12 protein-coding genes are annotated in these 15,472 nt (G+C 36.3%); 1 reads left to right on the forward strand and 11 read right to left on the reverse strand.

Going from position 1 to position 15,472, the window contains the following annotated elements:
• Positions 1-280 precede the first annotated feature (280 nt).
• Positions 281-1,744 (forward strand): nicotinate phosphoribosyltransferase, encoded by a 1,464-nt coding sequence (locus V7183_RS12465; protein WP_097898809.1) that lies wholly within the window; start codon positions 281-283, stop codon positions 1,742-1,744.
• Between the two features lie 29 nt (positions 1,745-1,773).
• On the opposite strand, the gene V7183_RS12470 is transcribed toward V7183_RS12465, so the two are convergent.
• The 11 genes from V7183_RS12470 to V7183_RS12520 all read right to left on the reverse strand — a co-directional run bounded on the left by V7183_RS12470 (position 1,774) and on the right by V7183_RS12520 (position 15,415).
• Positions 1,774-4,134, reverse strand: coding sequence for a heavy metal translocating P-type ATPase (locus V7183_RS12470; RefSeq protein ID WP_335359717.1), 2,361 nt, complete (start codon positions 4,132-4,134; stop codon positions 1,774-1,776).
• Between the two features lie 27 nt (positions 4,135-4,161).
• Positions 4,162-4,536: an ArsR/SmtB family transcription factor gene (locus tag V7183_RS12475; RefSeq protein WP_335359718.1), complete on the reverse strand. Its 375-nt coding sequence runs from the start codon at positions 4,534-4,536 to the stop codon at positions 4,162-4,164.
• A 233-nt stretch (positions 4,537-4,769) separates the two neighbouring features.
• On the reverse strand, positions 4,770-5,330 hold the full coding sequence (locus tag V7183_RS12480; RefSeq protein ID WP_335359719.1) for a class I SAM-dependent methyltransferase: 561 nt from the start codon (positions 5,328-5,330) through the stop codon (positions 4,770-4,772).
• Positions 5,331-5,456: 126 nt separating this feature from the next.
• Positions 5,457-6,872: an amino acid permease gene (locus tag V7183_RS12485; protein WP_097898805.1), complete on the reverse strand. Its 1,416-nt coding sequence runs from the start codon at positions 6,870-6,872 to the stop codon at positions 5,457-5,459.
• Positions 6,873-6,975: 103 nt separating this feature from the next.
• Complete coding sequence (gene ald / locus V7183_RS12490; protein WP_335359720.1) at positions 6,976-8,106, reverse strand: alanine dehydrogenase; 1,131 nt, start codon at positions 8,104-8,106, stop codon at positions 6,976-6,978.
• Between the two features lie 625 nt (positions 8,107-8,731).
• Entirely contained in the window at positions 8,732-9,832 is a 1,101-nt protein-coding gene (locus V7183_RS12495) for an ABC transporter ATP-binding protein (RefSeq protein ID WP_335359721.1), read from the reverse strand.
• A gap of 273 nt (positions 9,833-10,105) precedes the next feature.
• Positions 10,106-10,813, reverse strand: coding sequence for an HAD family hydrolase (locus V7183_RS12500; RefSeq protein ID WP_335359722.1), 708 nt, complete (start codon positions 10,811-10,813; stop codon positions 10,106-10,108).
• Positions 10,806-12,233: a CehA/McbA family metallohydrolase gene (locus V7183_RS12505; RefSeq protein ID WP_335359723.1), complete on the reverse strand. Its 1,428-nt coding sequence runs from the start codon at positions 12,231-12,233 to the stop codon at positions 10,806-10,808. Before V7183_RS12505 ends, V7183_RS12500 begins: the two co-directional genes overlap by 8 nt.
• A gap of 102 nt (positions 12,234-12,335) precedes the next feature.
• Positions 12,336-13,697: an ABC transporter substrate-binding protein gene (locus tag V7183_RS12510; RefSeq protein WP_335359724.1), complete on the reverse strand. Its 1,362-nt coding sequence runs from the start codon at positions 13,695-13,697 to the stop codon at positions 12,336-12,338.
• Between the two features lie 24 nt (positions 13,698-13,721).
• Positions 13,722-14,540, reverse strand: a complete 819-nt coding sequence (locus V7183_RS12515) for a carbohydrate ABC transporter permease (protein WP_097896625.1) — start codon at positions 14,538-14,540, stop codon at positions 13,722-13,724.
• 8 nt (positions 14,541-14,548) lie between these two features.
• Entirely contained in the window at positions 14,549-15,415 is an 867-nt protein-coding gene (locus V7183_RS12520) for a carbohydrate ABC transporter permease (RefSeq protein ID WP_097896553.1), read from the reverse strand.
• Positions 15,416-15,472 lie beyond the last annotated feature (57 nt).

Raw genomic sequence — 15,472 nt, forward strand, 5'->3', positions numbered from 1 at the left:
TCGTTTTTTTAATTGATGTATATATATCCATTTTGACTTTCCAACATATAAATCACGGTTATGAAGAACAACAGGTGATCGCTACTTATTTTCTCTCTTTGTTTTCACTTGGCATGGGGCAGGAAAAGGCTCTGACCGCTTCTATGCATGGCCGGATTCTCTCTCCCACCTAAAAAGAGGGGTTTTATATCGATTTTTTAATTGATATATATATGAACTTCTTTGGCGTAAAAGGGGGAAAATTGGTATACTATAACCAAATTACGGAGGTGTTTTCGCAATGAATCATTATAAAGACGATAGTTATGCCTTACATACAGATTTATATCAAATCAACATGGCTTATACATATTGGAAAGATGGTATTCACGATCGCCGTTCTGTTTTTGATTTATATTTTCGGAAGCTTCCATTTGAAAATGGCTATGCCATTTTTGCTGGTCTTGAAAAAATTATAGAGTACATAGAAAATTTTCGTTTTACTGAAAGTGATATCGCTTATTTAACAGAATTACAATTTGAAGAGGACTTCCTTCACTATTTACAAAACATGAAATTCACAGGAACCATTCGCAGTATGCAAGAAGGAGAAGTTGTTTTTAATAATGAACCATTATTACGTGTCGATGCCCCACTTGGTGAAGCACAAATTATCGAAACAGCTCTATTAAATATTGTGAATTACCAAACATTAATCGCTACAAAAGCGGCACGTATGAAGCATGCAGCAAACAACGATGAGCTCTTAGAATTCGGCACACGCCGTGCTCATGAATTTGACGCTGCCCTTTGGGGAACACGCGCAGCCTTTATTGGTGGATTTTCTTCTACAAGTAACGTCCGAGCTGGAAAACGATTTGGTATTCCAGTAGCTGGTACCCATGCCCATTCCTTTGTTCAAGCGTATCGCGATGAATATGTTGCATTTAAAAAATACGCTGAAACACATAGAAAATGTGTCTTTCTAGTTGATACATACGACACATTAAAATCTGGTGTACCAAATGCCATTCGAGTCGCAAAAGAATTCGGAGATCGCATTGATTTTTATGGTATTCGTCTTGATAGCGGGGATATGGCCTATTTATCAAAAGAAGCAAGAAAGTTACTTGATGCGGCTGGATTTACAAACACAAAAATTATCGCTTCTAGCGATTTAGATGAATATACAATTATGCACTTAAAATCTCAAGGAGCTAAAATCGATGTATGGGGTGTTGGCACAAAACTCATCACTTCCTTTGAGCAACCTGCATTAGGGGCTGTTTATAAATTAGTGGCAATTGAAGATACAAATGGCACATTAAATGATACGATTAAAATCTCTTCTAATCCTGAAAAAATCACAACACCAGGACTAAAGCGAATTTATCGAATCATTAATCGCGTTAATAGTCATGCAGAAGGCGATTATATTGCTTTAGAATCTGAAGAACCTGAGCAGGAAGACCGTTTAAAAATGTTCCATCCTGTTCATACGTATATTAGTAAATTCGTGACAAATTTTGAAGCACGCGAACTTCATCATGATATTTTCACAAACGGTAAAAGAACATATGAATTGCCTAGCATATTAGACATTCAAAAATACACAGAAAGCACCCTATCACTATTTTGGGAAGAATATATGAGAACGTTAAACCCTGAAGAATATCCTGTAGATTTAAGTCAAAAATGCTGGGATCATAAAATGAGTTATATCCAAACTGTTCGGGATCAAGTAACAAAAAATATCCAAAAATAAAAAGAGAAGCATTCGCTTCTCTTTTTATTTTATAAGTTTTTCACTCTCAATACACGCATCGCATTTAGCACTGCAATTAATGTAACGCCAACATCTGAGAAAACAGCTTCCCACATTGTTGCAATCCCAAATGCACCGAGTAATAGAACAATGCCTTTTATACCAAGTGCAAAGATAATATTTTGCCATACAATATTGCGTGTACGTTTCGCAATTTTAACAGCCGTTGCAATTTTTGAAGGTTCATCTGTCATGATAACAATATCTGCCGCTTCAATGGCTGCATCAGATCCTAAGCCACCCATTGCGATCCCAACATCTGCTCTTGCTAATACTGGTGTATCATTAATACCATCACCAACGAATGCAACTTTTTCTTTCGCCTGTTTCATCGCATCAATTTTTTCAATTTCTTCTACTTTTTGCTGCGGCAATAATTCAGCATGAACTTCATCTAAACCAAGTTCCTTACCAACAGCTTCCCCAACTAATTTCGCATCACCTGTTAACATTACTGTTTTCTTGATGCCAAGTTCTTTTAACTTTTGAATCGCTTGTTTTGAATCTTCTTTTACCTCATCTGAAATAACAATATAACCAGCATATTCACCATCTACAGCAACGTGAACAAGTGTACCTACTGTTTGAGGTTGCTCGAATGGAATGCTTTCTTTCTTCATTAACTTTGCATTCCCTGCAAAGATTTCTTTCCCTTGTACTTTCACAACTGTACCATGGCCAGAAATTTCGCTATAATCTTCAATCATATTTTCATCAATCGATTTTCCATAGCTACTCCGAATAGATTGTGCAATTGGATGGTTTGAATATACTTCTGCAAAAGCTGCATATTCAAGGAGCTCTTCTTTTGTCGTTGTTCCGCTTGGCTCCATCTTCGTTACCTTGAATACACCTTTTGTTAATGTTCCTGTTTTATCAAAGACGATATGTTTCACATCATTCAATGCTTCTAAATAGTTACTTCCTTTGATTAAAATACCGCTTTTAGATGCTCCGCCAATGCCACCAAAGAATCCAAGCGGAATAGATACTACCAATGCACATGGACAAGAAATAACTAAAAATACTAATGCACGATAAATCCAATCTGAGAATGTAGCACCTTCTAAAATAAGTGGTGGAATAAACGCTAATGCCACTGCCGTAATAACTACGACCGGAGTATAGTAACGCGCAAATTTCGTAATAAAGTTTTCTGTTGGCGCTTTTCGGCTACTTGCATTTTGCACTAAATCTAAAATCTTAGATACAGTTGATTCATCAAATTCTTTTGTTACTTCAATTGTTAATACACCATTTTGATTCACAAAACCACTTAATACATCATTACCAATTTCTACTTCACGCGGTACAGACTCACCTGTTAATGCTGAAGTATCTACCATCGATGTTCCCTCAACTACTTTCCCATCTAACGGTACTTTCTCACCTGGTTTAACAATAATATAATCTCCAATTTGCACATCTTCTGGCGATACTTGTTTTGTTTCATTTCCAATTTTCACATTCGCATACTCAGGACGAATATCCATTAAAGAAGTAATTGATTTTCTCGAACGGTTTACAGCGATATTTTGAAATAGTTCACCTACTTGGTAAAATAACATAACCGCAACTGCCTCTGGATATTCTTTAATGGCGAATGCCCCTAGCGTTGCAACCGCCATTAAAAAGTTTTCATCAAACACTTGACCGCGTGTTATATTTCTTACAGCACGCCAAACGATATCGCCACCAATAAGTAAATATGCAATAACAAAGAGCGAGATAGTCATCATCTGAGGTAGTTCAGCTAATGCAGCAGTGCCTGTTAAAACACCGCCAATCGCTAAGCGCCATAGCATTTTCTTCACAGTTCCTTCGCCATGATCGTGACTATGCTCATGACTCCCTTTCTCTTCACGTACAACTTTTACATGCGGCTCTAACTTATGAACAATATTTTTTATATCTTGTACCGTCGTTTCAAGCTCTTTTTTATTCGTAACTTCTATTTTTAATTTTTTCGATACAAAATCAACAGAGGCTGCTGAAACCGCAGGCATTTCTTTCACCTTTGTTTCAATCTTCATCGCACAATTTGCACAATCTAATCCTTCTAATACAAATACTTCTTTGGCAACTTTTGTTTTTTGTTCATCCTGTACTTTAATATGCGGTTCTAATTTCGCAACAAGCTGTTTTGCTTCCACAACAACATTATTTTCTTTATTTTGTTCTGTTTCTAAAATCATTGTCTTTGTTGCGAAGTTCACAGAGCAAGAAGAAACACCATCTAATCCTCCGACGCCTTTTTCAATTTTCATCGCACAGTTTGCACAATCTAGCCCTTCTAACACAAGTTTTCGTTTCACTAGTGCTTCTGCCATCTTTCTCCCCCCTTGTGCTTTCCTTTTCTATTCTTCATTTACATGTTCGAATGCTTGCTCGAAAATATAAATTACGTGATGGTCAGCTAATGAATAATAGACAACCTTTCCCTCTTTACGGTTTTTCACAAGCTTCGCTTGCTTTAATACACGCAATTGATGTGAAATAGATGATTGCGTCATGCCAAGTACATAAGCTAAGTCGCATACGCACATTTCCGCTTCAAATAATGCGTGTAAAATACGTGTACGCGTCCGGTCACCTAATACTTTAAATAATTCTGCTACTTTGCCTAAACTTTCGTTAGCTGGAATGGTTCTTTTTACTTGATCAACAACTTCTTCATGGATAATTGTTTGAGAACATGCTTCTTGACATGTTTCTACTTTATTTTCAGCCATTATAGCTCACCTCTTCATTTGAACATATGAACAACTATTCATATATCTTATACTTTTATTATATGAGTGATCGTTCATATATGTCAATAAAATCCGCACTAAATTTTCCGAACATTTTGTTCACATTTAAACTAAAACATATATAGCATATTCTCCGCATACTTTATATTCTTCATGCAAAAAGAGGATGCAGCTAAAGCTTTAATCCTTTAGCACATCCTCTTTATCCAGATCTATTCGTCTTTCACTGCATCAACAATTAACGAAGCAAATCCTAACTTTCCGTCCTGATTTCTATGATCAAAACGTTTAGAGCGATAAATAAATCCTTCTTTCTCATCCCAATCATTATAATGAAAATCTCCACTTTCATCGCAATACTCCAAAAGCCTCACCTGAAATCCCGCACTCTCAAACATGGATGTCATCGTTTTATAATTGTGAACAATTTTATGACTCGCCGCTGGATGATCTAACGGTCCGGGTCCCCCAACTTGTACACCCTCTTGGTATTCTTCATCTGGGAAAAAGCTATCCGGAACCGCACACCGAATATAACCACCATGCTTTAAAAATTCATAACATACTTTCGCTGCTTCTATGCCTTCTTCATACGATAAATGTTCCCATACATGCTCTGCTAAAATTGCCGTTAAAGAGTTAGGATTAAACCTTTTGATCCAATCTTCTCTTTTTAATAAATTCAATTCTTCTTCATTCGTATGTAACCAACCTGGATTATTATTAAATTCTCCTGCACCAACAACGATTTTGAATTCATCTTTTACAACCATTGTTTCACCCCTTTATATATTTCAACATACAAATTTCTACAAAATGCTACTTTTTCCTCCTCTGTACAAAAGAAAAAGCCTTGCGCGCTCCCTAGGCGCACAAGGCTTACAATTCATTATATCCCCTTAATTAGCTTTTTCTAAGCTATCTTGCGAACTTGCATCTTCTTTTAAATGACTATGTTTTTTCGAGTAAACAAAGTACACAACTACTCCGATTGCTAACCAAGCACCAAAGTATATCCATGTTGTTAATGGTAAATTTAGCATTAAGAATAAGCAACATGCGACTGAAATAATCGGTAAGATTGGCACAAGCGGTACCATAAATCCGCGCTTTAAATTCGGATGCGTTTTACGCAGAATGATAACCGAGACACCAACCATCGCAAATGTTAACAATGCTCCAATATTCGCTAAATTCGACAATTCTTTTAAATCGATAAATCCGGCAATTAAAGCACTGCCAATTCCTGTTAACCAAGTTGAAAATATTGGTGCTTCTGTCTTCTCATTAATTTTCGCAAAAGATTTTGGCAATAAACCGTCACGGCTCATTGCAAAGAATACACGTGTTGTTGCATAAATGTAAGCAAAAATTACAGCCATAATACCAATTACAGCTCCAATTGCGATTACACCAGCTACTTTATCCTGTCCTACCACTTCTAGTACATAAGCCATCGCTTCTGGTACATCTAATTCTTTATAAGAAACCATACCAGTCATAACGAGACAAACTGCAACGTAAATGATTGTACAAATAACTAACGAAGCAATAATACCAATTGGAAGGTCACGTTGTGGATTTTTTACTTCTTCTGCTGAAGTTGCCAATGCATCAAAACCTAAGAAAGCAAAGAATACTGCTGCCGCTCCGGCAAAGACTCCATTTATGCCGTACGGTGTAAATGGTACCCAGTTCTCCGGTTTTACGTAGAATACACCAACTGCAATAAATAAGACAACAATACCAATTTTAATTAATACCATTGCGTTATTTACACGTTTACTTTCTTTCATACCACGCGATAATAACCAAGTTAATATTAATGTAATAACCACTGCTGGCAAGTTCACAATGCCACCTTGTGATGGAATCGTTAACAGCGCTTTTGGAATTTCTAATCCAAATCCACTTATCAGGTTATGGAAGTAACCTGTCCATCCACCAGCTACCGCTGCCGTTGTTAAAACATATACTGATAGTAACGTCCATCCCATTAAATGGGCTACAAACTCACCGATTGTTGCATAAGAATATGTGTACACACTACCTGAGACGGGCAGTGTAGATGCTACCTCTGCGTAACATAATGCTGCAAATCCACAAACAATTGCCGCAATCATAAATGAAAAAATAACTGCTGGACCAGCATCTCTTGCTGCTACTAATCCAGTTAATACAAGAACCCCTGTACCGATTATCGCACCAATCCCTAGCATTGTTAGGTCAAATGCCCCTAGTGTTTTCGTCAAAGTCTTACTTTGACTTTGACCTAACAGTTGCGTAACGGATTTCTTTCTAAATAGGTTGGCCACGATGTATGCCCCCTTTTACTAAGAAGAGCTAAGAGGTCTTCTCTCTTAGCTCTATCATGTTGTATAAAATATTGTTCGATTTTTATTGTGTATTATGCCTCAATTAGCAAGATACAGTTTCTTCTAATAATTCTTTTGCACCTTTGTACTCTACACCATGAGCTTCTGCAACTGCTTCGAATGTTACATAGCCGTCTAATGTATTAAGACCTTTTAATAATGCAGAGTTGCTTAGGCAAGCTTCTTTGTAGCCTTTGTTTGCAATTTGTACTGCATATGGCACTGTTACGTTTGTTAATGCAAGAGTTGATGTACGTGGAACCGCACCTGGCATGTTTGCAACTGCATAATGAACAACGCCGTGTTTTTCATAAGTTGGGTTATCATGAGTTGTAATGCGGTCAGTTGTTTCGAAAATACCACCTTGGTCAATCGCGATATCTACTACAACAGAACCTGGTTCCATTGATTTAATCATTTCTTCTGTTACAAGTTTTGGCGCTTTTGCACCTGGAATTAATACCGCACCGATTACAAGATCAGATTCTTTTACAGCTTCTGCAATGTTGTAAGGGTTAGACATTAACGTTTTTACTTGGTTACCGAAAATGTCATCTAATTGACGAAGACGTTCTGCACTTAAGTCGATGATTGTTACATCCGCACCTAGTCCAACTGCAATTTTAGCAGCATTTGTACCAGCTTGTCCACCACCGATAATTGTTACTTTACCACGTTTTACCCCTGGAACGCCTGCAAGTAAGATACCTTTGCCGCCTTTTGTTTTTTCAAGGAATTGTGCACCGATTTGTGCAGACATACGACCAGCTACTTCACTCATAGGTGCAAGTAATGGTAAAGAACGGTTTTCTAATTGTACTGTTTCATAAGCGATAGAAACAACTTTCTTTTCAATTAATGCTTTTGTTAATTCTGGTTCTGGAGCTAAGTGTAAATATGTGAATAAGATTAGACCTTCGCTAAAGTGCTTGTATTCGCTTTCAACTGGCTCTTTAACTTTCATAACCATATCCATGTTCCAAGCTTCTTCAGCTGTATCAACAAGTTTTGCCCCTGCTTCAACATACTCAGCATCTGTAAAACCAGATCCTAAACCTGCACCCTTTTGAATGAATACTTCGTGATTGTTACGAATTAAATGTACAACACCAGCTGGTGTCATTGCCACACGGTTTTCGTTGTTTTTAATTTCTGTTGGTACCCCAATACGCATAATAAAATGCCCCCTTATAATTAACAGAAAAAAGGAATTCTTTTTTCTTTTTATAATAATTAATAACTTATGTCCTTATTCTAGCATAACTTAAAAGTTATGAAAACGCTAACATACTAATTTAAAAGAAGTTTTTATATTGGGAATAGTGTAAATATAAAGAACTTTATTTCACAAGGATGTTTCATGTATTTTTCTTTCCTTCTTTTCTTATTATCTATCATTCTATTTTCATTATAACCATGGAAACTACACATTCCTTGTTTATTATTTGACAATAATATAACAATGTAAAAAACCAACATAAACCGCATACATATGCACTTTAAATTCCCTGTAACATTTTAGAAATATATTCTTTTTATATCAATCCATTTTAATTTTTCACCATATAAATCGCTACTAGGAAGAACAAAAGGTGATTTACACTCGGTTTCTCTCTCTGTTTTAACCTGGTATGGGGCAGGGCTTCTATGCACGGCCGGATGCTCTCGTCCCTCTAAAAAGAAAGGTTTTTTATGTCAGTTTTCAACTTGTATTTATATAAAACAAACATGCTAAAAATTAAAGAAGTGAATCAACAACAAAGGCCTATCCCTATTTGGGATAAGCCTAGTGAAATAATCTATAAAACAATTCGTTTTTCAGTTTCAGCATCAAAATAATGAACTTTGTCCATATTCAAAGCTAGATCCATCTTTGATTGACTGTGCACATCAGCAGAGGCGTCAACACGTGCAACAAAGGATTGGCCATTGATGTTGGAATACAGATATGTTTCGGATCCCATTAATTCTGACACATCAATCGTTACCGTTACTTTTGCATTATAAGGTAAGTCTGAAATTGCTTTTCCATAATAAAAGTCTTCTGGACGTATCCCTATAATGATTTCTTTATTAGCATACCCTTTGTTTCGCAAACTTTTCAACTTCTCTTCCGGAACTTCAATTTTCCACTTATCAATCATAACCGTACTTTCTGTTAATGTTCCTTTAAAAAAATTCATTCCAGGAGAGCCAATAAATCCTCCGACAAATACATTCTCTGGATTTTCATAGACTTCTTTAGGTGTACCGACTTGTTGTATAATACCATCCTTTAGTACAACTAAGCGCGTCGCCATCGTCATAGCTTCTATTTGATCATGCGTGACATACACAGTTGTTGTTTGCAGCTGTTGGTGTAATTTTGTAATCTCCGCACGCATTTGAACGCGTAGCTTCGCATCTAAGTTTGACAATGGCTCGTCCATTAAGAACACTTTTGCATTCCGAACAATCGCTCGTCCTAAGGCAACACGCTGACGCTGTCCACCTGAAAGTGCTTTTGGTTTTCGTTCTAAATATTCCTCAAGCCCAAGGATCTTCGCTGCATGTTTCACACGTTGGTCAATCTCCGTTTTACTATATTTTCGCAGTTTTAACCCGAACGCCATGTTATCATAAACACTCATATGCGGATAAAGAGCATAGTTTTGAAAGACCATTGCTATATCTCTATCTTTTGGTGTAACATCATTCACACGCTTTCCATCAATATAAAAGTCTCCCTCTGAAATCTCCTCAAGTCCTGCAATCATACGTAATGTCGTTGACTTTCCACATCCTGAAGGTCCAACCAAAACGATAAATTCTCCATCATTCACTTCTAAATTAAAATCTTTTACGATTGTCACATCATGATCATATTTCTTATAAATATTTTTGAATGATAGCTGAGCCATAATTGCCTCCTATAATTTTAGCTATTTTGAAAGATACTGGTTCATCACCAAAAGACGGGGGTGACATATAGATAGGTGTACACTCCACTCCGAGTGGACGCTTTCCGCGGGCGAGAGCGAGCCTCCTCGGCAAGCCTGCGGGGTCTCACTTCCCTCGCTATTCCCGCAGGAGTCGCCACTCTCCGTTCCGTGTATTCAAAATGATTCATTCTCAAAAAATCAATCCCATGTTACGGCGATGAACCAAGATACTGTTTTAATCACACAGTTGTTTTATAAAATTTTTGTAATATCCTTCATACTGTCTAAAATATAATCCGCTTCGCCTTCCAGGTCTTGCTTACTGCTCGCACCCGATAAGACACCCACTACTTTAATGTTGCTATTTCTTGCAAATCTAACGTCTGTTAATGTATCACCTACCATTAACACATCGTCTTCAGCCAGTGAGAATTTTTCTTTAAACATATAATAAAAATCACTTTCAGGTTTTGTTTTATTGACACCATCATCTGCACCTAAAAAATCCACATAATCATATAATCCTGTCATTTTAAGTGAATGAATAGCTGCATCAACGTCGTCCGCTGTAACAACCCCAATTACATATCCATGGTCTTTTAAATATTGTAATGTTTCCTTTGCGCCTTCCACTTCTGTAAATACGAGATCATCTGCTGTAGAGTGTTTTTTGAATAATGCACATACATCATGAATAAAGTTTTCTTTATTCACATGTTGATTTTCTAATAACGAAAACCATGCAGCCGCAATAAAGTAATTTGTGCGACAAGCTAGTAAACTTGTACTCTCAAAATCGTTATCACTCATACCAATAATCTTTAGGTAATCATCTCTTTTATTTTTTTCATTTGGATACATTTGAAATATATCATCTAGCACACGATGAACAATTTTGTACCAGACCGAATCTAGCTGTATTAGTGTTCCATCTTTATCAAAAATAATTCCTTTATTCACCTTCTGATCCTCCTAAAACTTCATACCATGTTTTAATACTCTGACGCTTAACGTTATTATGAATAGGATTTATAAACGCTACTAACTCATCATCTTCCCAACCTTCAACCCTAGCATATGCTCCTTCATTTAAAGAAAAATCAAAGGTCACTTGGCCGCCGAATTCTTTTTCGATTATTTGGCCATTCACAATCAATCTCCACTCACACGGTTTATCTGTATGAATATTGTAACGAATATTTCCTTGAACCTCATCGCCAACATAAATGCTTTTACCTTCGTTTTGAATATCTATTTCTAATTTTCTAAATCGAGAAAAATAAATTCTGCCTTTTGAGATAGCATCCTTTAAATTTTTAATAGATAAACCATTACATAATACATACGTTCCTGGGTCACCATAAATCGATGGGTCTTTAGATCCTGGGAATGTTTTAGATGGGTGTAAATGAGAGTCACTTCCTCCTATCCCCCAGATTTTAAGACCATTTAGCCACATTTGATCGAAGAACTTTAAAGCTTCCAAAGTAGATGGTTTGCTCTTTTTATAAGTTGGATCACACATGATTTCCATCGTATGAACATTTTCTAAGTTAATATCAATTTGGTTCGCCCAAGGCTTCATAAATGGATGATTCACGCTAATTAAATAACCTTTTTCTTTCATGAGAGAAAATAGCTCATTCATGCTTTTAGCGTTAAACGATTCATCGAAACACTCTGTAAAATTAACATATTCCTTCATACCGAACATATTGTAATGCCCGTAAGGAGTTGTAAGTTCCATAGATGGTATAATTAATGTGTTTCCTTTTTGATACGAGGGCATGACAATGTTGTGTTCCGTCGCATATAAAAAATCCAACTCTTGTTTTTCACATACGCTCATTCCCAGTTCGTCATCTATCTCGCCATCCGTTAAATTTGTGTGTTCATGAAAATCTCCTTTGTACCAACGATGCTCTTCATTTATTACCTTTTCAAAATTGTATTCATCAATAAAGACATTTTCCTTGCAAAAATGCTCTCGATTATATTCTCGTTCTAACTCGTCATTCACTAATATATTTACTGTATAGTCAACTTTTCTTCCGGCAAACTTTACTGCTTTATTTGCACAATGAGGGATATATACTACTTCTAATTCCCAATTACCAGACGGTATTTCCCCTCCAACACAACCAGCTGAACAAAACTTTGAATCTTTTGCAACAAATAGTTTTTCGTCAACAATTGGTGTTTGATACTGTATACGTACAAAACCGTTAGAGTCTCTCAAGATTAGTAAAAGCGGAATTTTTCGACTGATTCCTTGATCAATAGTTAATGTAAAATTGACAATATCGGTTGAATCCATTAGAAAAGAATGTTTATTTTTTACGAATGGAGACAGAGTCATCGTACCTTTCATTTCAATCATGATTCCCACACCTTTTTTTATATTTTAATGATAGAATCATAGAGGTACTTCTTTCGTTCAAAAGCACCTCACGTTTCTCTTCAAAGTAATACATAAACAGGTTTATTTCTTCTTTTTCAGAACTTTATCCAACTCTTCCTGCGCAACCTTAGCTGCTTCATCTAGTGCTTTTTTTGCAGGGACCCCTTCAATTTCTACTTTATCCTTTGCTACATTTAACGCGTCATTAATTTTGCCGCCTGTTGGATCCGTAAATGGTGCAACTCCATATTGATTTGCTTGCTCTAATGGAACTAATGCTTGTGGTTGTTTTTTAACAAATTCAGCATAAGGCCCATACTCTGTTACATTGTTACGAACAGGGATATAGCCTGTTGCCATTGACCATTCAGCCGTTTTCTCAGTGCTTGTCGCAAATTTCATAAAGTCATATGCACCTTTTGCTACTTCTGGATCAACATTTCTCGTTAATGTGAATAAATACGTTTCTAATTTTGGTGCTGGTTTATGATTACCCCAAGCTGGTTGTGGTAATGCTCCAAATGTGTTAAGGCGTTCTTCCTCAGTCATTCCTTTACCTAACGATTTAAAGACAAATCCTTGGTCACCAGATGATCCTGTAAATCCTAACGTTCTACCTTCAACTAGATCGATTATTGTTTTATCCCAATATTCCCATCCAGTTCCACCTGAATGAATGTTCATAATTTTATCTTCATGAATCCACGTACGGAATTTTTCCCATACCGTAACCCAAGTGTCATCGTTGATTAACACTTTTTTACCATCTTCACTTAATACATTTCCGCCAGCACTGCGAACCGCATCAATTAAGTTTGTCGTACCCCACATCGGCATCCAACCTGCGTATGTGACATTTCCATTTGCATCGCGTTTTGCTGCTTTTTTCGCTACTTTTTCTACGCCTTCCCACGTCTTTAAATCGTCAGCAGTAAAGCCATTTTCCGCTAATGCTTTTTTATTGTAATAAAAAACTTGAGTTGTACCGTAAAAAGGAATTCCATATAATTTCCCGTCAATTGTTGCTTGGTTCATAAAACCTTTTCCGTAATCTTCTTTGTTAAATTGCTTATCATTTTTAACATATTCATCTAGAGGTACGATTAACTTTTTCTTAGCATATTCTTGAATGACGTCTGAACCTAACAACGCAATTGCTTCTTGGTTATTTGCCGCAAATCCACTTTGAAGCTTTTGATAAGACTCATCGTAGTTACCAGCTTTTGTTGTTTTCACTACATATTTGTCTTGGCTTTTATTGTATTCCTCGACAATCTTGTCTACTTTGTCTGCAAGTGAACCACCTACTCCATTAATAAACGGAACAACAATCTTATCTCCCTCTTTACTTGCTTTAACAGTACTCCCTTTTCCACCTGAACAGCCTGCAAGTGCACTAACAAACAATGATACAATTGCTAGAAGCATGAATAATTTTCTCATCCCGAATGTCTCCTTTATATTTAGTTAACCTTTTATTCCTGAATCAGTAACACCTGAGAGGAACCATTTTTGTAAAACTAAAAATACGATTAAGAGCGGCACCGTGGCAATTGTACTTGCAACCATAATGTGTGACCAATCTCGGCCTAAGGAACTATTAATGAAATAATCAGCAATTCCGTTAGTAATTAACTTTTGCGTATTATCTTTCAAGATAAGAGCTGGCCAAATATAATTATTATAATTCCCAATAAATGTAACTAAACCTAATGTTACAAATGAAGATCGCGTCATTGGAAAAATAATCTTCCAAAGAATACGCCAATCACTTGCTCCATCAATTTTGGCTGCTTCTACTATTTCATAACCAACCTTGTGGAATGATTGTTTTAAATAGAAAATACCGAATACACTAACAGCCATAGAAATGATGTATCCAAAATGTGAATCAAGTAACCCAACTTTTCCTAACATCACATATACAGGAACATACGATACAGCTCCAGGAATCATGTAGGTTGCCATGACAACACTAAACGTTAAGTTCTTCCCTTTGAACTTATAAAATGCCAACATATAAGCAAAGAGCGCAGACGAAATAAGTACATATATCGTAATAATGAAAGAAGTATAAAAACTATTAAATATATACGTGTTAAATGGAAGAATTTCTAATACTTGACGATAATTTTCCCAGTGAAATTCCTTAGGCCAAAAGCCGCCTTGTAATACTTCACTAGATGTTTTAAACGAACCAAGTACCATCCATATGAATGGAAAGACAAACAAAATACTTGCTACAGCTAAAAAGAGATGCTTTATGATTAATGGAGTCTTTTTCATATCATTCATCAATAGTTCACCCACTTGTCACCTATTATCTTGTTTATAACAGATAGTAGAATTGTAATGATTAATATAATAAATGCGATTGCCGTTGCAGACCCCATATCAAACTGTTCAAACGCTTGTTGGAAGAATAAATAAAGTAACGTTCGCGTCGATCCACTCGGTCCACCTTGTGTTAAGATTTTAATTTGATCATAAGCCTGTACCGAAGAAATTATATTGACAACAACTAAGAAGAAGGTTGTTGATGAAACCATCGGTAGTGTTACATACCGAAATTTCTGCCATGAATTCGCTCCATCAATACTAGCTGCTTCATACAAGCTATCTGGTACTTTCTCTAGTGCACCGATATAGAAAATCATCGTCCATCCAACTAATTTCCATACTGTTACAATAATGACCGCGAGCATCGCTGTATGACTACTCTGCAGCCAGTCCAATCCCGGTATCCCGAAAAAACCTAGCACCTTATTGATAGCTCCAAATTTAGGTTCATATAGAAGTGACCATACAATGGATACAGCTACTGTCGGCGTTACCCAAGGTGAGAAAATTAGTAATTGATAAATTGCAGAACCTCTGAACTTCTTTCGGAAGAACAATGCAAAACCTAAACCTAATACAATCGTTGGAACGACTGTCCCAATTCCGAAATAAAGAGTATTTAACAATGCCTGTATAAAAGAATCCTGTGTAAACAAATTAAAATAGTTATCTAAACCAACAAAATTAAAGTCATTTGTCATGAAATCCCAGTCTGTAAAACTAATACCTAAACTAATTAAATTCGGAATGATCCAAAATAATATTAGAGGTATTCCAACCGGTAATAAAAAGAACACAGCTTTTGATAATTTTATTTGCATTCTCGTCCCCTCCTAAATCATATTGTACGGGCACATTATTAACACAATGTTGTTATT

Origin of the sequence: Bacillus sp. JJ1127 (assembly GCF_036965845.1) — a bacterium.
In the GTDB taxonomy this organism is placed as follows: domain Bacteria; phylum Bacillota; class Bacilli; order Bacillales; family Bacillaceae_G; genus Bacillus_A.